This is a genomic window from Staphylococcus sp. Ze2 (assembly GCF_048568365.1).
In the GTDB taxonomy this organism is placed as follows: Bacteria; Bacillota; Bacilli; order Staphylococcales; family Staphylococcaceae; genus Staphylococcus; species Staphylococcus xylosus.
The window spans coordinates 1798608-1818341 of record NZ_CP183486.1 but is presented as its reverse complement, the minus strand read 5'-3'; the positions used below and the strand labels follow the sequence as shown (position 1 = coordinate 1818341).

The 19734-nt window shown below is 32.2% G+C and carries 17 protein-coding genes; 2 read left to right on the top strand and 15 right to left on the bottom strand.

All coding sequences use genetic code 11. The features are described from left to right. Positions 1-116: 116 nt before the first annotated feature. The 4 genes from ACM591_RS08615 to ACM591_RS08600 all read right to left on the bottom strand — a co-directional run bounded on the left by ACM591_RS08615 (position 117) and on the right by ACM591_RS08600 (position 4162). Entirely contained in the window at positions 117-1124 is a 1008-nt protein-coding gene (locus ACM591_RS08615; RefSeq protein WP_029377310.1) for a Gfo/Idh/MocA family protein, read from the bottom strand. 26 nt (positions 1125-1150) lie between these two features. Beyond that, on the bottom strand, positions 1151-2296 hold the full coding sequence (locus tag ACM591_RS08610; RefSeq protein WP_029377308.1) for a Gfo/Idh/MocA family protein: 1146 nt from the start codon (positions 2294-2296) through the stop codon (positions 1151-1153). Further along, the gene (locus tag ACM591_RS08605; protein WP_326026719.1) at positions 2296-3186 is read right to left on the bottom strand and encodes a sugar phosphate isomerase/epimerase family protein; all 891 of its coding nucleotides are present in this window, start codon (positions 3184-3186) and stop codon (positions 2296-2298) included. The genes ACM591_RS08610 and ACM591_RS08605 overlap by 1 nt, the downstream gene beginning before the upstream one ends. Positions 3187-3295: 109 nt before the next feature. After that, a complete protein-coding gene (locus ACM591_RS08600; RefSeq protein ID WP_326026720.1) occupies positions 3296-4162 on the bottom strand; it encodes a sugar phosphate isomerase/epimerase in 867 nt (288 codons plus the stop codon). A gap of 120 nt (positions 4163-4282) precedes the next feature. Here ACM591_RS08600 and ACM591_RS08595 point away from each other — a divergent pair, with 120 nt between their 5' ends. Next, positions 4283-5161, top strand: coding sequence for an AraC family transcriptional regulator (locus ACM591_RS08595; RefSeq protein WP_029377305.1), 879 nt, complete (start codon positions 4283-4285; stop codon positions 5159-5161). Positions 5162-5430: 269 nt separating this feature from the next. After that, positions 5431-5979: an XRE family transcriptional regulator gene (locus ACM591_RS08590; protein ID WP_326026721.1), complete on the top strand. Its 549-nt coding sequence runs from the start codon at positions 5431-5433 to the stop codon at positions 5977-5979. Positions 5980-6021: 42 nt separating this feature from the next. Here the strand turns inward: ACM591_RS08590 and arsB are convergent, their stop codons facing one another. The 11 genes from arsB to ACM591_RS08535 all read right to left on the bottom strand — a co-directional run bounded on the left by arsB (position 6022) and on the right by ACM591_RS08535 (position 19729). Then, positions 6022-7311 carry an arsenite efflux transporter membrane subunit ArsB gene (gene arsB / locus ACM591_RS08585; protein WP_326026722.1) on the bottom strand — a complete coding sequence of 430 codons (1290 nt, stop codon included), beginning with the start codon at positions 7309-7311 and terminating at the stop codon, positions 6022-6024. An 896-nt stretch (positions 7312-8207) separates the two neighbouring features. Beyond that, positions 8208-9470: a dihydrolipoyllysine-residue succinyltransferase gene (gene sucB, locus ACM591_RS08580; protein ID WP_326026723.1), complete on the bottom strand. Its 1263-nt coding sequence runs from the start codon at positions 9468-9470 to the stop codon at positions 8208-8210. A gap of 13 nt (positions 9471-9483) precedes the next feature. Beyond that, entirely contained in the window at positions 9484-12285 is a 2802-nt protein-coding gene (locus ACM591_RS08575; protein ID WP_326026724.1) for a 2-oxoglutarate dehydrogenase E1 component, read from the bottom strand. A 328-nt stretch (positions 12286-12613) separates the two neighbouring features. Then, the gene (locus ACM591_RS08570; protein WP_326026725.1) at positions 12614-13969 is read right to left on the bottom strand and encodes a HAMP domain-containing histidine kinase; all 1356 of its coding nucleotides are present in this window, start codon (positions 13967-13969) and stop codon (positions 12614-12616) included. After that, positions 13966-14628, bottom strand: coding sequence for a response regulator transcription factor (locus tag ACM591_RS08565; protein WP_038678495.1), 663 nt, complete (start codon positions 14626-14628; stop codon positions 13966-13968). Before ACM591_RS08565 ends, ACM591_RS08570 begins: the two co-directional genes overlap by 4 nt. 529 nt (positions 14629-15157) lie before the next feature. Then, on the bottom strand, positions 15158-15772 hold the full coding sequence (locus ACM591_RS08560) for a phosphatase PAP2 family protein (protein WP_326026726.1): 615 nt from the start codon (positions 15770-15772) through the stop codon (positions 15158-15160). Between the two features lie 15 nt (positions 15773-15787). Continuing rightward, complete coding sequence (locus ACM591_RS08555) at positions 15788-16861, bottom strand: undecaprenyldiphospho-muramoylpentapeptide beta-N-acetylglucosaminyltransferase (RefSeq protein ID WP_029377296.1); 1074 nt, start codon at positions 16859-16861, stop codon at positions 15788-15790. A gap of 10 nt (positions 16862-16871) precedes the next feature. Further along, positions 16872-17381: a GNAT family N-acetyltransferase gene (locus ACM591_RS08550; protein WP_217971563.1), complete on the bottom strand. Its 510-nt coding sequence runs from the start codon at positions 17379-17381 to the stop codon at positions 16872-16874. Between the two features lie 21 nt (positions 17382-17402). Further along, positions 17403-18878, bottom strand: a complete 1476-nt coding sequence (locus ACM591_RS08545; protein ID WP_326026729.1) for a S41 family peptidase — start codon at positions 18876-18878, stop codon at positions 17403-17405. Positions 18879-19007: 129 nt separating this feature from the next. Beyond that, a complete protein-coding gene (locus ACM591_RS08540; RefSeq protein WP_326026730.1) occupies positions 19008-19229 on the bottom strand; it encodes a YozE family protein in 222 nt (73 codons plus the stop codon). Beyond that, on the bottom strand, positions 19229-19729 hold the full coding sequence (locus ACM591_RS08535; RefSeq protein WP_029377292.1) for a PTS sugar transporter subunit IIA: 501 nt from the start codon (positions 19727-19729) through the stop codon (positions 19229-19231). The genes ACM591_RS08540 and ACM591_RS08535 overlap by 1 nt, the downstream gene beginning before the upstream one ends. Positions 19730-19734 lie beyond the last annotated feature (5 nt).

The following is a 19734-nucleotide window of genomic DNA, read 5'->3' as shown; positions in this document are numbered from 1 at the left end:
TATGGAAATATATGAATGATTTCAATTGATAATAATTTTAATATAAATAAATTCGAATTAAAAATGCACAACGATAAAAATCGATGTGCAATAATTTCGAATGATAATAAATTTATTTAATTACTTGTAAAATAGACCGCACTATTTGATTTGGAAGATTTTTGTATAGCATCAATCATGGCGATAGATGCTAATGCATCTTTAGGTTGTATATAATCATTTTCATCATTAATAATGCAATCGTAGAATTGGTTAATCAGTTTACCATGGCTAGGTCCGTAATATGATTTATCACCATCTAGTTTTTCATCTTCTTTAATTTGAATCTTATAACCCTGTTTATTCATGCGTGTAAGTATATTATCTTTAATTGTTAATTTTTCGTTTTCAAATATAACCTGTAACTCTACGCTGGAATTTCCGAAATTAGCATTAGTAGCAAAGAACATACCGTTTGCATTATTTTCAAATTTAATATGTGCGGATGCGGTATCTTCTACTTCGATATCATAATCTAATAACTGAGATACAGTTCCTTTAATCGAAGCTATATTGCCACAAAGTAGTTGCATTAAATCTAATGTATGAATGGATTGATTGATTAGAACACCTCCACCTGCATAATCCATTTGTCCACGCCAAGGTTTCTCTGTGTAGTAGGATTCAGGTCTAAACCATGTTACTAGACCTTTTACTCCAATGACCTCACCGTATTGTCCGCTTCTAACAATGCGATTTAATGTTTGGAAGGTATCATTATATCTATTCTGAAAGCATATACCTATCTTAATTTCTGGAAATTGACGTTGTAGTGTGACTAATTCGAGTCCTTCTTTTGCATTTACAGCTAAGGGCTTTTCTTGTAATACATGAACACCTCTTTCAACACATGTTGTAGTTGCAGATACATGTAAATGGTGAGGTAAACAAATATGAACGCAATCTAATGTCTCTGAATCTAACATGCTATTTAAATCATTGTAAAAATTGCTATGAGGCACCTTGTTTTTTAATGTCATATCTTCATCGCATACTGCGATTAATTGAGCTTTAGGATTTTGTTGTATTGCATGTATATGAATTTGTGAGATATCGCCTAAACCGACTACACCAACTTTCAACATTTTACCATCTCCTGTTATAGCTGGATTTATTGATCTTCTGAATTAATTTTATGTTGTAACGCATTTTTGAATTCTGTTGGGTCTACAGGGAGTGTTACTTCTTTACCTAACCAACTAGAAAGATAAATTGCATTTACAAAGTTAACACCATTAATTCCATCACTACCAGGTGCTATAAGCGGTGTATCATCAATGATATTTGCAGCGAAGTTTTCGAGTACATTGATGTGTTGCTCTCCCCACACACTATCAAATTCAAAGGTGTCTGTTTCATAGATATCTCCCATACCATCACCTTTGAATATTTCTGCTACATCTGCCCAAGTCATAGTTTCATTCATTTCGTTTTCAGATTGTTTTAAACGTTTGATTGTTATTTTCTTACTATCTTCTACTAGAATTTTTCCTTTATCTCCTGTAATTTCTAGTCGATCCGTGCCAATGATGTCATGCGTACATGTAATGAAAACACCTGTCGCCCCATTACCGTAATCTAATACGGTCGTCACATCATCATCAACATTTAAATTTCTCTGGTAACCGTATTTTACATTGGCATATACTTTTTCTGGTAGTCCGCATAACCATTGCATTAAATCAATTTGATGTGGTGCTTGGTTAACTAGTACACCACCGCCTTCTCCATTCCAAGTTGCACGCCATGAACTTTGATCATAATATGCTTGTGGTCGCCACCAAGTAGTAATAATCCAATTTGTACGTCTAATTTGTCCAATTTCACCATCATCAATTAAGGCTTTAACTTTTTGATAAAGTGGATTAGTTCTTTGATTAAAGAAAATACCAAATGTCAATTCAGGTTTTGAAGCGGCTAAGTCGCTAATTTCTTTTACTTTTTCGGCATAGATATCAGCTGGTTTCTCCAATAGCGCATGTATGTCTCTGTTTAATGCGGCTTTACCTATTTCAGTGTGCAAATAATGTGGTACTGTTGTCACAACAGCATCGACATCTCCGCTTTCTAATAAATCAATATAATCATTATAAAAAGGCGTATTTGGGTATTTTTCGGTAGCTAGTGCTTTTTTATCAGGATCGATATCACAAATGGCACCAATCACTACATTTTTTACTTTGTTTTCGTTGATAAAGTCAGCATAAGTATTGCCTTGTGCCCCTAATCCAATTATACCTAAACGAATATTTGTCATTATACATTCTCCTTATTTTCAATATTCTTTAAAATTTCTAAAAGCGCTTCGTATTGAATTTGATATCCTTCAGCGCCATCTTTTGCAGCTGTATTTTGAATTGTTTCGGTGGAATGCTCTATTTCTAAATCTTTAATTGCATCAAATACAACAAGATGAGGTTCTAAAGTTAAAAATCCTTTATAGCCACTAGTTATCGCTTGTTTAAGAATAGACTCAATTTGGCCATCGCCTGTGCCACAAACAACGTTAATACTGTCTTTATAGACCGCATCTTTGATGTGGATGTATTCAATGTCAGATTCTAATAGTTCATAACAAGCTTGTGTGTCTTCTCCACATTGAACAAAATTGGCAAAATCAAAAATCGCTTTAAAATGGTCTGACCCTACTTCATCAAGGATGAATTTACAACGACGAGCTATATCACCAAAAATATCTTTTTCGTTTTCATGCAGTAAAACGACGTTATATTGCTCTGCAATTTTTGCAAATGCTTTTAATTTCTTAATAACTGTATGCTGATAATCATCAAAATTTTGCTCTTTAGGTATATAGAAACTGAAAATTCTAATATACTTACAAGACATTGCATTTGCGATTTGACACATGTTTTTTAAGACTTCTAATTGTTTTTCAAACGCTTCTTCATCTTGAATATATATTTTACCAATCGGAGAGCCAATAGAAGAAACTGAGATATTCCATTCTTTTAATTTTGGAATAACATTCTTTTTTATTTTCTCGACTGTATAATCACCTATATTTTCATCGTCAATGCCACGTAATGAAATGTAATGCATACCTAATTCTGATACCTTTTGCAATTGTGTGTCTAAATCTGATGATATTTCATCAGAAAAACCTGATATAGCAATGTTATTTAACATGAAATTACCTCCAATTTCTAAAAGAATAACGCTTATTATTGTAATCGCTTACAATTTTTTGGTCGTGAATTTGTGAAATATCCACTTTGTCTATAATTGTAATCAGATATTAAAACCAATGTTTATAACCTAATTCTAATAAATGATCTAGACTTGTAACTAAACAATCATAAGGATCGGCACCATATAATTCATCTTGCTCGACGAAGAAGTATTCACTACCACTTTCTAACCCAACCTCAATAATATCTTTTAAAGGTAAAGTGCCTTCACCTAGTTCTGCAAATTGCGTAATCATATGTAGCATATAGTATATTTTCTCGTGACCTTCACCAGGATATTGATCCATGTCTATTTCGCCTACACGAAAATCTTTTAAATGAATTGCACGAATACGTTGCGCATAATTTGGTATAACGTCTATAGGGTTAAGACCGGCTCTCCATATCCAGTGCACATCTAATTCAAACCCTAGATTTTCTGTATTATCACGCATTAAATCAAGCATAAATTGCCCATCATAGCGAACAAATTCAAGATTGTGTGCGTGGTAATATAAATCAATGCCTTCTGCTTTTAATCGTTGTGCATAGTCATCGCAAATTTTTGCAAAGTTAAGTGTGCGCTCCTTTGAGCCCATGTAATTCATCGGCAACATACCAATTCTTAATATATTGCAGTCAACCGCCTTACAATCTGCAACAATCTTTTCAAAATCATTTTGTAAAGTATCACCAGGATATTTTTGATTAATTGAAATATCTTCTACTCCACATGACATAGCAGCAATATTCATATCAAAATCTTTGATGGCTTTTTGCATTTCAGAAATGTTATGAGGAGTCATTTCAATTTGTGAGACTTCTACAGCTTGGTACCCAAGATCATGAATCGTTCGCAATACATTGTAGATTCCATCTTTTTCCACTTTTTGCTTTAACATCATCATTTGTACACCAATTTGTGGTTTAACCATATAAATCATCCTTTCATGATAATCAACTTTAAGTGCTATAATGTGAGTATAAATTATTAGAAAATTTTAAACATTGTAAAAAAAGATAAAAAGATTGTATTTTGAGTGGGAGGTATATCGATGTTAGACGATGAAACATTTAAACTGAAATTTGATACTATTTCACTACCGTTCGAGGGAGAATATGCAGTATGGCATAAAATTAGTGATGGCCACTTTGGTAACGAGCTACATTATCATGATCATTATGAAATTTTCTTTTCATTATCTGGAAATATGATGTACACAATTGAGGGAGAGCAATTTCAATTAGACGTGGGTTCTATGTTGGTAATTACGCCGTATGAATTTCATCAGCTAAATGAACAAATGGATGGACATGCGGAAAGAATTGGTCTGAGATTTGATGGACAGCTATTAGAGTCGCTTTCCACTCCTGAGTGTAATTTAATGCAATGTTTTGATACCAAATCACCTAATTTTAAGCACTCACTACAACTAACAGAGGTACAAAAACGTGAGCTTTATTATTTATTACAAGGCCTTTTGAATGAGCAAGAAAATAATAAATACGGCAAAAAACTAGCTGAAGAATCTATGTTGACTCAATTTTTCATTCTACTTAACAGAGTTTCCATAGAAAATGCTGAAGTAAAGATAGAGGACGATCCACAAATGCAGTTAGTTAGACAAGTCCTAGATTATATGGAATTACACTATGCTGATCAAATATCTTTAGAAGATTTGGAAAAGAAATTCTATGTTAGTCGATATAAAATAACACAGCATTTTACAAGAATAGTAGGATATCCTCCTTACCGCTATTTATTACAAATAAGGCTACAAAATGCACAAAGAATGTTAAAAAAAGGAGAAAGCCCACAGCAAGTAGCAGTATTATGTGGTTTTAGTGATTACTCGAATTTTTATAGACGTTTTAAAACAATATACGGGTGTAGTCCTAAAAGTTATTATCAACAACATTTAGCTAATGGTTAATTAAATATAATAATATATTTTTCTTGAATGTGTAATTTTTGAAAATCTATAAATAATAAATATTATTATAATTTAATGTTATTAGAGTGAATATTTAATCAGATGAATTTATTTAACGAACCCTATGAACGTTGTTGATAAGGGGTTTATACACAATACACTTCCCCTACCCCACCTATTAATACGCTATAACGCTTATAAAAACGTTATAGCGTATTACTTTATATCGTTCTTTTTGTACGTTATATTGTATAATGAGGTGTTTTTAGATGAAAGAAATTAATGATATTATTGCAGAAAATCTAAAATTATATAGAAAACAAAATGGTTATTCATTAGAGTATTTATCGGTTCTTACAGAGGTAAGTAAAACAATGTTAGGACAAATTGAACGCAAAGAGTCGGTACCATCTATTACTACATTGTGGAAAATTGCTGAGGGTTTAAAGATGTCTTTTGCCGAATTGACACAAGACAATGAGGAATTCGCTAAAAAAATTACGATTCAAGACATACAACCTTTATCATCATCTGAGCATAAATATAGCGTTTATCCTTACTTCAAATTTGATATTGCTAAAAAATTTGAAAGCCATATGGTTGTAATAGAGCCTGGAGGCACCATGAATGGAGAACCGCGTGGCTCTAGTGCAAGTGAATACATTACTGTATTTGATGGTACATTGACGCTTATATTAGGTGACGAACGCGTTGTTGTGAAAAAAGATGAATCGCTAAAGTTTAATGGGAACACGTTTCATAAATATTTAAACGAGCATGAGACGACGATGAGAATGAATATGATTATTCATTATTAAAAATAGCGCCTACGCATAAATTTGCGTAGGCGCTATTTTTTATTAGAATATAAGGTAAGTTAGGTACAAACCTACAAGTGTAAAGAATAGTACAGGTAAAGTAATTATAATACCTGTTTTAAAGTAAGTCCCCCATGATATTTTCACACCTTTGTTTGTGAGTACATGAAGCCATAATAATGTAGCTAACGACCCAATTGGTGTTATTTTAGGTCCTAAATCTGAGCCTATTACATTAGCGTAAACCATACCTTCTTGAATTATATTAGTAGCACTAGATTGACTGATAGCAATTGCGTCTATTAAAACGGTAGGCAAATTATTCATAATCGAAGATAGTATAGCTGCTATAAAACCCATTCCCATAATACTACTAAACAAGCCATAATTTGAAATGTGCGTCAAAATGTCAGCAAGTATTAATGTGATACCTACATTTTTTAAGCCAAAGACAACAAGATACATTCCTATAGAGAATATGACGATGTTCCAAGGGGCTTCTTTTATTACTTTTTTCGTATGTACGGCACTTGATTTTTGAGCAAGAATAACAAATATCAATGCTACAAGACCAGCAATAACCGATACTGGTATGGCGATAAATTCGCTGATTAAATAGCCTATAACTAAAATAGCGAGGACAATCCATGAAAGTTTGAAAAGGCGTCTATCCTTAATTACTGTAGATGGATCCTTTATATTATCGGAATTAAATTTAGTTGGTATAGAACTTTTAAAATATAACCATAGTACTGCTATGCTAGCCACTAATGAGAAAATGTTTGGGATAAACATTCTTAAAAAATACTCTAAAAACCCGATGTTGAAAAAGTCAGCAGAAACGATATTGACCAAATTACTCACAACAAGCGGTAAAGAAGTTGTATCAGCAATGAAGCCACTTGCAATAACAAATGGAAAAATTACTTTCTTGTTGAAACCTAAATGACGTACCATAGCGAGAACTATAGGAGTTAATATAAGTGCAGCTCCATCATTTGCGAAGAATGCTGCAACAATTGCTCCTAATATCATGATATAGATGAACATTTTTAATCCATTGCCATGAGAAGCTTTAACCATTTTTATAGCAGACCATTCAAAGAATCCTATTTCATCTAGAATTAGTGAAATTAGTATAATAGCGACGAATGTTAAGGTTGCATTCCAAACGATTCCTGTAACTTCTAATATATCAGCATAGCTAACGACACCAGTTACTATTGCTAAAATTGCACCAATAGATGCGGATACACCTATGTCTAAACCTCTTGGTTGCCAAATAACAAAAATTAAGGTAATAACGAAAATACTAACTGCTAATATCTTCATAGTGATGTATTCCTCGTTTCATTAGCTGATTAATTAAATCAGAATTTAGTTTGAAAATTAGCGTGAAATCACGCTCTATAGGTGTTATATAATTGATTTGATGATGATACATAGTTTTTATCCCTTCTTTCCTGTTTGACAATTTAATGCATAATACAACTTTCCTATAGCGATTTGTATTGATTAATAATGTTTTATATGAATAATTACTATAACTATTCCTGAATATTTCACGCTTTATTAATAGGTGTTGGATTTAATTTATTAACTTATTCAGAGTATCATCAACATAGTTTAATATCTATATCATTATAGATATTATTTATTAAATTCATAAGTTTATAACCTTATTTTCTTTTCATGTTTTCTTTGCCTAGTATAAAATAAGTTAGTAATAAACCGATGCAAGTTAGTAATTAAAGAATAAACTGTTTTTCCTAATATGTGTTCAGGTGGTGAGATAATATAAAATGCTGTGCACATGACTAATGACATAATGATACCGAATCTCAATGCGTTTTTAAAAGTCATAAAATCATTCCTTTTACTAATGTTTTTAAATTTATACTTCACACTTTATAATAACAATTTTATATTGTGCATATTTTATCATTGCGAAAGTGTGTTTTTTAAATTCCTAAGTGTTATGTAATTAAAATTTGCATTTTAAAGGTGTATTTAGCTTAACAATAGAAATTCTGGCTTTGTCCCCCATTAATTTGAAAATTATGCTTATATGACACTTCCTTTTGTTTTCTATGCTTTTTTAATACATGACACTATGTAATTTTGATAGTTTTTTATTAGGTGCTTTTTAAATTATATATAAATACATAAAAATACAACGACGCTGAACGCCGTTGTATTAGGGTTAGTAAACTATTTTGTGTTGTGGATTAAGATTCTAATAGTAAGTCTTCTGGATTTTCAATTAATTCTTTAATTGTTTTTAAGAAACCTACAGCTTCTTTACCATCAATGATTCTGTGGTCATAGCTTAAAGCGATGTACATCATTGGACGGTTTTCAATTGTATCTGCATCGATAGCAATTGGACGAGTGATAATTGAGTGCATACCTAAAATCGCAGCTTGACTACCGTTAATGATAGGTGTAGACATCATTGAACCAAAGATGCCGCCATTTGTGATTGTAAATGATCCGTTAACCATATCATCTAATCCAAGTTTTTTGTCACGCGCTTTTTTAGCTAAATTACCAATTTCGTCTTCTATTTCAGCAAAGTTTTTCTTATCGCAATCTCTAACAAAAGGTACAAGTAAACCGTCTTCTGTAGAAACTGCAACACCGATATCATAATATTGTTTAGTTATCATGTCATCGCCATCAATTTCAGCATTTACTTCTGGATATTTTTTCAATGCTGCTACAGCTGCTTTTGTAAAGAATGACATGAAACCAAGTTTCGTACCATCATGATCCTTGATGAATTGTTCTTTCTTACGTTTACGTAAGTCCATAACATTTGTCATATCGATTTCGTTGAAAGTAGTTAACATAGCTGTATTATTAGATACTTCTAATAATTTTTTGGCAGCTGTTTTCTTACGACGAGACATTTTTTCTCTAATAACTGGTTTTGATGGGTTTTGTTGTGCTGGTTTTTTAGTTTCTTCTTTAGCAGCTGGTTGTGATTGTTGAGTGCTTGATTGTTTTTGACTTTGATCAACATGAGATTTTCTCACTACATCGTTAGAAGATGGTGATACTTCAGATAAGTCAATACCTTTTTCACGAGCGTATTTACGAGCAGATGGTGTAGCATTTACTCGTTGGCCGTTATCTTGTGATGACGCTTCTGGTTTGCTTTCTGTTGATTCAGAAGATTGTTGTTCGTTATTTGAATTGTCAGTTGCTTTTGTATCTTCTTGTTTCGTTGGTGACTCAGAAGTATTATTACCACTGCCTTCTCCAACTACTGCAATGGCTTGACCAACTTCTACTGTGTCGCCTTCGTCAGCCAATAATTCTTGAAGCACACCTGCTTCTTCTGAAACAACTTCAACGTTAACTTTATCTGTCTCTAATTCAACAATAGCTTCACCTTTATCTACGCTATCACCTACTTGTTTTAACCATTCTGCAATGGTACCTTCTGTTATGGATTCTGCTAATTCTGGAACTTTTACCTCTGGCATGCTTAACTTCCCCCTAGTTAATGTTTGTACTTTGTTCGATTATCATATTTTGTACGAGTTTGTGAATTTCACCATCACCTTCAGCAGGAGCTGAACGTTGGATACGACCGTGATAACTTAAATCGTATTTATCAGTTGTTAATTCTTTTAGATAAGGATAGACGAATGACCATGCACCTTGGTTCTTAGGTTCTTCTTGTACCCAAGCTACATTTTCTAAATTAGGTAATTCGTTTAATAATGCATTAATTTCATCAGCAGGGAAAGGATAAAGTCTTTCTACTGCTACGATTAAAATTGAATCATTTGGATTTTTAGCCAAATACTCTTTTAAATCAATGAACATTTTACCTGATGCTAAAATAACTTTTTTCACTGATGCTTTATCGTGATCTTCTGGTAAAATTGGTTCGAATTTACCGGAAGTGAATTTACTGATAGGATCTGCAACAGTCTTATTACGTAATAAACTCTTCGGTGACATAACTACTAATGGTCTCATAGACTGTGTACCAAGGTTAGCCGCCTGAGCACGTAATAAATGGAAATAGTTACTTGAACTAGATAAATTAACGATAGTTGAATTATTTTCACCAGCTAATTGTAAAAATCTTTCTAAACGTGCAGATGAGTGTTCTGGGCCTTGTCCTTCAAATGAATGTGGCAAGAATAAAGTCAGTCCTGAACGTTCTCCCCATTTAGCGCGTGAACTAAATAAGAAGTTGTCAAAAATCATTTGAGCCATGTTTGAAAAGTCCCCATATTGTGCTTCCCAAATAGTCATACATGATTTGTTTTGTACATTATAGCCATATTCAAAACCTACAACAGCGGCTTCTGACAATGGAGAGTTATGCACTTCAAACGTTGCTTTTTGATCAGGCACGTTGTGTAATGGCACATACTGTTCGCCAGTATCTGGATCGTGTAATACAGCGTGACGGTGACTGAATGTACCACGTTCACTATCTTGACCAGTTAAACGTATAGGTGTTCCATTTTGAGTAATAGTTGCAAAAGCTAATTGTTCTGCTTGAGCCCAGTCAACTAATCCATCTTCACTTTCAAATGGCTCTTTACGTTTCTCTAGTACTTTATTTAGTTTTTTCAATACATTGAAATTCGATGGATAAGTAAGCATTGCATCATTAATTTCTTTTAATTGCTCAAAGCTTAACTCCGAGTCGTCATTTTGTATTGGTTCTGCTAAACTTTCAGGTCTTTGCATTTCTGGGTTGTCCATTTTGTCGTTTTTATCAATTTTGTCATGAGCAGCTCTTAAAGTTTTTTGAACTTCATCAATAATATCATTCATTTCATCTTCTGAAATGATATTATCACTGACAAGTTGTTTACCATATAAGATTTCAACTGACTCATGTTTACGTATTTCATGATATGGTAGTGGGTTTGTAATTGATGGTTCATCCATTTCATTATGTCCGTAGCGACGATAACCAACTAAATCGATGACTACATCTTTATGGAATTCTTTTCTGAACGCCATAGCAATTTCAATTGCTTCAATTGTCGCCTCAACATTATCAGCATTTACATGCATGATTGGAACGTCATATCCTTTTGCAACATCTGAGGAATATGTTGTAGAACGTCCATCTTGCGGTTCGGTTGTAAAGCCAATACGGTTATTTGTAATAATGTGAAGTGAACCACCTGTTGAATATCCATCTAAATTACCTAAGTTCATAGCTTCAAAATTAATACCTTGCCCAGGATAAGCGGCGTCACCATGAATTAATATAGGCATAGATTTTATGAATTCGGTAGTTACTGAGCCTGGTTTATCTGTTGTATCTTGATTAGCACGTGTTTTACCAAGGACTACTGGTGATACGATTTCTAAATGACTTGGATTGTTAGCCAAGGAAATCTTTTGCTTAATACCATATGATTGAGTTGTTTTCACCCCACCAAGATGATACTTAACGTCACCAGACCAACCCGATGTTAATTCTAAGCTGCCATCTTCAGGTAAGAATTTCATAGGATCTGTGTGCATAAATTCAGAAATCATCATTTCATATGGTTTTTCTAAAACATGTGTTAAAACATTTAATCTACCACGATGAGCCATACCTATTTGGATATTTTGGATGCCTTCGTCGCTAGCAATTCTCATTGTTTGTTGTAGCATAGGTACAAGAGTATCAACACCTTCGATGGAGAAACGTTTAGCTCCAACAAAATTTTTGTGTAAATACTTTTCAAAACCTTCAACGTGGGCTAAGTTTTTAAATAGTTCAATTTTTTGATTATCATTTAATGTTGCTTTATATGGAGTTTCAATTCTACGTTTTAACCACACACGTTCTCTGTTGTTATTAATGTGGGTATATTCAAAGGCAATTGGACCTTTGTAACGTTTTTCCATACGCACAATTGCTTCGTATGCATTATCATAAATGTCTTTAAAATGGTCAGAAACAATACCGGCTGAAATAGATTCAAGTGTTTCCTTATCCAAATTAAAATCTTCGATTGTTAACTTGGGAACATTTTCTCTTTTTGGTCTATTTACTGGATAAATATCTGCCAATAAATGCCCATATTGACGAATATTATCTATAAGGCGCATAACACGTTTGATTGTGCTATCCCCTTTAGTTATGTTACTCTGACCTTCATTATTTGTTGTGATGTTTGCTTCACCGTTTTTAATTGTACTAAAAAGGACTTGCAAATCTTCAGGAACTGCACTAGGATCATTTAGATATATATCATATAAATCTAAAACATATCCAAGATTTGCTCCGAAATTTACAGGTGCCTCGGAAACCTGACTTTCGTTGCTCATATTACACCCTCCACAAAATAGTTGAAACGCTTACAAATCAATAATAGCATTAAATATATACAAATTAAAGTACCAATAACTTACTTATACGAAAAAAGAGGTGAGAAAGAAATCTATTTATAATAATAAGATTTCTTTCTCACCGCCAGTAAGTAATTATAATGGTGAAAAAGTTCGTTTTAAGTGTACTTTGTTTGCTATAAGGAGTGTCACTTGTACATTTTTCGAACAACAATAGATTAGAATTAACTCACACTGAAGATATTTTTAAATTATAATGCAAATGATTTTGTCTCGTACTATGATTTGAAAGTTAATCAAAGCATTATTAAAATGTGATTTTAAAAGTTGTATATTGACCTACCACACTATCTACTTGGATCTTACCATGATTTAACTCTATTATTTTTTTGGCGATTGATAGACCCAGTCCATTACCGCCTAGTTTACGTGAACGTGATTTATCTACTCTGTAGAATCTATCAAAGATGAATTCAATGTCTTCCTTGGGAATGCCAACACCATGATCTGTAATTTCTATAGATGTTTGTTTATTTCTTAACCTTGTCTGAATACGAATATGTTTGTTAACTTGGTCATATTTCATAGCGTTATCAATAAAAATAATCAAGACTTGTTCTAATTGATAGCGATCGATTTTTATATTTAGTGGCTTAGGAAACGCGTCAAATTCAAAAGTATAATCTTCGTGAAGTTGCTTTAAGGATTTAATTCGTGACGTAATTTCTGCATTGATTTCTACATTTTCAATATTTCCATCACGACTGTTATTATTTTCTTTCGTAAGTAATAATAATTCTTCTACCAATTTTGTAATTCTAGACATTTCCTCTAACGAGATATCTAAAGATTCCTCTAAAACAGCTGCATCTTTTTTGCCCCATCTATTAATCAAATTCAAATGGCCTTGTATAATTTGTAAAGGCGTTCGAAGTTCATGTGAAGCATCTTCGACGAATTGTCTTTGTTGATTAAAAGATTCTTCTAACTGAAACATCATTTCATTGAACGTAGCGATTAAGTTATCCGTTTCTTCGTAATTTGTAGAGAGCTCAACTTTTTCTTGGAAACCATCTCGACGTATTTGTTGCATTTTGTTAGACATTAATATTAAAGGTTTTGTAATTTGTGATGAAAAGAAATAACTAATAATTGCTGTAATAAACGTTGCAATTACCCCAAATATTAATGCGATAAAGTAAAGAGAGTTAACGAGTGCATTATAATCTTCTAAGGAATGTATAATCACACTGTAGCCTTTGAATTTTGGTGAATCTATATAGTCCGTGATGATTAAATAATCAGTGTTGTGATGTTTTTTAATCACGATATTATTCCTATCTTTAGGCACTACTTCAGGTGAGTATGTAATTGAATTGTCATTTGAGGTTTCGATTAATTTTTTTTCATTATTATCAAAGAGAATCACTTTTTGAAAATTTCCTAATGAAGCATTTAAGTCCAATGGCGTTATATGATCAATGTTTTTAGATTCAAATAATTGGACAATGTCTTTAGAACTACGATTAGCTTCACTTAATTCATTATGTCTGAGAGAGCTACTTAAAAAGAATATAATAATTAGACTAAATACGAATATAGTTAAAAATGTAATGGTTGTAGTAATCATCATCCATTTAGTTTTTAATTTACGTTGCTTCATTGTCTAATCACATACCCAACGCCACGAACAGTTTCTATACATTTATCTTTGCCAAATGGTTTAAGTTTATTTCTTAAATAGCGGATATAAACATCAACGACGTTTGTTTCTACTTCTGTGTCATATCCCCATACATCCGTGATAATTTGTTCTCTTTGTAATACATGATTTTTATTATCTGCTAATAGATATAATAAATCATACTCTGTTTTAGTTAAATCTAAAGGATGGCCATCGACAGTTACCTTAAATGCATCTTTATCAATGATAATACCTTTAATATCAATTACATTTTTTTGTGGCTGGCGTCGTAACATAGCGCGAATTCTAGCCAATAATTCTTCTATATCAAATGGTTTTACAATATAATCATCTGCGCCGTAATCTAATCCAGCTACTTTATCATATGTATCGCTTTTTGCTGTAATAATGATAATTGGCGTAGTTTGTTGTTGGCGAATTTGTCTACATATTTCTAGGCCGTTTATATTTGGTAGCATTAAGTCTAAGAGGATTAAATCATAATCATTAGTTAACGCTTTATCTAGACCAGGTTGTCCATCATATTCAATGTCGACCTCATAATTTTCATGCTCGAGTTCAAGTTCAATAAAACGAGCAAGATTTTGTTCATCTTCCACTATTAAAATTTTTGTCATAAGTAACACCTCAAGTTATATATTAAATGAAATAGCCCATTGTAGAAAGTCATTACTAAAAATAATTATATATTAAAAGACATGATGAATTAATGTGATTAATGCAAGTTTATAGAGTTTTCTTATGAAATGAAAAAATTTAGAAAATTTAATTGACAATCATTCTCATTGTTGTATAATGTAATTGAAAATGATTATCAATTCCAAACTTAAGACATTCCCCCCCACACATATTTCGTTCTTAATTGGATTGATCATTTTCAAAAATATCCCCTTTTATATGCCCGTAAAAGACTAACGTTGCGAGACAACGTGAATATAAAAACCGGTTTTACTTTGTAAAATCGGTTTTTATAATAAATTTTGACACATAAAAAGGCAGTAAGATGATTTAATTATCATTTAGCTGCCTTTTTTATGTTAATAATCTATCAGTTTATAATTTCATTTAAGTTGTTGCTCTATTAAGTTAATACAAAAATGCTCTCGCAAAGTATGAACTTTTAGGAGAGCATTGAATTGAAAAGAATTAAATTTGTAACTTGTGGCGTAATATTAATGTTGATAGAATTACGCAGAATGCACCTCCGATAATACCTGCAATAATATCGGTAGGATAATGCACGCCAAGATACACGCGCGATGTTGAAATCATAATAATAAATAAAGCAGATAAACCAATCATGAATGCTTTTGATTTTCCTTTCATTGCTTGATTGGCAATGTACATGGTGCTACCAAAAAATGCTGCAGAGCCCATTGCATGACCACTTGGAAAGCTGAAACCTGAGATATCTATGAGTCTAAGTAATGTTGGACGTTCTCTATCAAAGATATTTTTTAATAGTGGATTTAGTGTACTTGATAATCCCATAGCAATTGCAAAAAATAGTGCTTCAATATTTAAGCGCTTTAACATTAAATAAGCTATTAATAAAAGCGATAAACAAACCATTGCCCAAACTTCTCCAATTTTAGTCACCCCAAGGAAAATAGTTGTAGTGATAAAACTTTCGGAAGAATATATAAACTCATAGACTTCGTTATCAATCCACTTACCTAGCCTAGATTCGTGGAAGAATGCAATGATGCCAAATATTAACGTGAAAATGATGAGTAAAGATATTCTTTTCCAACGACTCATTGCATAACCTCCTTATTAATTTAATGCGTCTTTAATTATTTTTCTAAATAAATCTTGTCGTGTGAAGCTTTCTTTATACGTTTGCATTTGATTAATTATTGTATCACGATTCGTTTCAATATCATTTAATTGATCTATTAATTTTTGTTCTGTTAAAGCATCTTCAGGGATCGTTTTACCAAAACCTTTAGCTTCAAAGTTCTTAGCGTTATCAATTTGATCGCCTCGGGATTGGTCGAGTCCTAATGGTATTAGAAGCATCGGTATACGAAGCGCTAAGAATTCATAAATTGCATTTGAACCTGCACGACTAATTACTGTGTCAGTAATAGCAAGTAAATCGGTTAAATCATCTTTAACAAAGTCAAATTGAATATAATCTTTTTCATTCGTATATTGTTCATCGATTAGGCCTTTACCTGTTAAATGAATAATCTGATATGATGTCTGCAATGCATCAAGATTTTCTCTGATGATACTATTAAGCTTTTTACTTCCTAAACTGCCTCCCATGACTAATAGCACTTTTTTGTTATCATTAAACTCTGTGAGTTGATAACCTCTCATTTTGTCACCAGTTTTAAGATCTTCTCGGACAGTTGCCCCTACAAAATCCGCTTTTTCTTTAGGTAAAAATTGCAAGGTATCCTCAAATGTCGTATAAATCTTTTTAGCAAATTTGAGTGAAATTTTATTTGCTAGGCCTGGTGTTAAATCAGATTCATGTATAATAGTAGGAATCTTTAATGATTTAGCAGCCATAACTACAGGTACAGAAACAAAACCACCTTTGGAAAATAATAAATCAGGTTTTTCCTTTTTTAATACACGTCTTGCATCTAAAATACCTTTTAAAACTTTAAAAACGTCTTTGATATTATCCCATGATACATACCGTCTCAATTTACCGCTAGATATTGAATGATATTTGATAGAAGGTAATTGAGATTCGATCATTTCACGTTCAATACCATTTTTTGAACCGATGTAAAAAGCTTCGTAACCTTCTTCGAGTGCAGTAGGAATTAAACTTAAATTAACTGATACATGGCCAACTGTGCCTCCACCGGTAAATGCGATTTTCGTCATATTATTACCTCTATTCTTCTAATTTTTTATAATAGGCATAAAATGGTTCCCCTTTATTAAAAGGATGATAATCAATCTCTACTTCGCCTACTTTATTAAATTCAAACTTACTAAATAGAGCTTGCGCACGCTTATTTAGTGCAAAAGTATCTGTCAATATCACATGAATGCCATGATCAAGTGCAAGATTAACTGCGAAATCAAATAATTGTGTTGCAGCCCCTTTATAGCTTGCTGAACCGGCAAGCCTATGAATGACATATGCACCCTGTCTATTAACAGGCCATTCTAAATTATCATACCACTCTGCTTGTTCTTGGTCGATAACAATAAACGCATAAATTTTATCATTTTCTTCTAGTACAAAGAGTGATTCTTTCTCTATATCTCTCTCGAAATGTTCTCCTAATGGATAATGCTCATCCCATTGGTTATTGTTATCTTGTTGCATCGTCGCTTTAGCTTCTTCAACAATATTTAATATACTTAACAAATCATTTTTGTTAGCAATTCTAATCATGAAACTTATACCTCACTAATTTTAATTTATTATTTTTAAAAGTTTATTGAGTACAGTGTCTTCTTTATTAGCTTTATTTACTAATTGTTGTGTGAACTTCGCATTTGTTTCTTTATTAAAAGTGCCATCTACTTTTAAGTCGTTTTCTTTTTGGAATGACTTAATGGCAGTCTCTAATGAACTATCAAATTCTTTGGATTCATTTGACGTCTTATGACCTAATGCAGTTAAACCTACTTTTATTGTTTTAACATTTTTGTCATTATCACCCAACTTATATGTTTTATCATTAGGGATTACATTTAAAGATTGATATGCTGGTTCGTTTATTTTAGTATCAGGTTTAATCCCTTTGCCATGGATATAATGAGATTTTGGTGTTAACCATTTCATATTAGTGAATTTTAATAAAGAGCCGTCATCAAATTCGTGTGTTGTTTGAACAATGCCTTTACCAAATGTTTTAGAGCCATATACTTTTGCCTTACCATAGTCTTTCATAGCCCCGGTAAAAACTTCTGATGCGCTTGCTGATCCTTTATTAACTAAAATAGATACATCCATATCTTTTCCTTCTTTTAATGCGTCATTTGATGTTTGTATTTCTTCTTTGTGTTTACCTTTCTCAAGTTGAACTACAGGTTTTCCTTTATCTATAAAAATATTAGCCATTTTTACAGCTTCATCTAAAAGGCCACCAGGATTATTACGTAAATCTAAAACGATTTTACGTACACCATCTTCGTGTGCTTTAATCAATGCTGATTTGAGTTCGCCAGAAGTACTATTTTGAAATTTATTAATTGTAAAGACGCCCACATTTTTATGTTTTTTATATTCAACACTTTTTACATGGATTTTATCACGTTTAATTGTAATATCATGAGTTTGATTAGCTCGTTCAATCGTTAAAGTAACTTCTGTACCTTGTTTACCTCTCACTTTTTTTACAATAGCTTCTAAAGGCTGTCCTTTTATAGATTTACCATTAACTTTTTTAACGATGTCTTTTGGTTGTATACCTGCTTTTTCTGCTGGTGATTGTTTCATTGGACTTGTAATCTCAATTTTATCACCTTTTTTTTGCATTTCTGCTCCTATACCAACAAAATCACCAGAAACATCTTCATTAAAGGATTTTGTTTCATCTTTAGTCATGTAATCTGAATAAGGATCACCTAAATCTTTTACCATACCATCAATTGCTGCAGAAGAGAGTTTTTCTGGATTTGTGTCTTTGTAGTATTCATTGTTTAAAGTTTTATATACTTCTTCTATTTTTTGTACTTCTTGCCTTTGGTTACTTGTTAAGCCGCTTTTCCAATTACTTATTCCTATTGTAGCAAAAACAGTAATTACTACTGTAATCATCACGGTAGCTAATAATAGTAAAATGAAATAACTGCGTTTGAATTTAAAAGTTTTTGGATAAGATTGGTGCTCTTTATCTTCGCTAGCGTCAATATTTTGCTCGTTCATGTCTTTATGATCTGACATTTAATCACTTCCAATACATATGTAAAAATAAAATTAGCTGGGATTGAACCATTTAGTTTAATCCCAGCCCTGTAAATGATACTTAAATATTTTAATATATTTTACTATATCTCCTCAATTATTTAAGTATTAAAATTTTAGCCACTCTGTATATTCTTCATATAAATCATCGAATACGGCTAGTGAAACTGTATAGTCTCCTCGAGTTTCGATATATTCAGAAAGTATATGAAAATCTTTTTCTTGTCTTGGGAAAGATAAGTCATCAAAAATTTCTTCTGCTAATTCGCCTTTTGAATCTCTACGGCCTCGTGCCGTAAGTGCAAATTGATAAAATGAATGGTCTTTCATTAGTTCATTGTTACATCAACGATTTTAGTTTCACCTTTTGTAACTGTAGTTACATCAGAAACAGAAATTGAAGATGTATTATCAGAATTTGTAATAATGATTGGAGAAATTACAGACTTAGCATGTTCTTTGATGTAGTCTAAGTCAAATTTAAGGAGTGGATCTCCAACGTTTACAGTATCGCCACTTTCGACAAGAATATCGAAACCTTGACCGTCTAATTGAACAGTATCTAAACCAATATGAACAAGTAATTCTAAGCCGTTATCAGCTTTTAGGCCAATAGCATGTTTTGTCGGGAAAACATTGTCTACCTTACCGTCGATTGGTGAAACGACTTCACCAATCGACGGATTAATGCCAAAACCTTCACCCATCATTTTTTGGGCGAAGACTGGATCTGGTATGTCTTCAATTTTTACATATTCTCCAGAAAGTGGTGCATAAATAGCGCTATCTTTATTTACTTCTTTACCTTTACCGAATAATTTTTTAAACATATCTT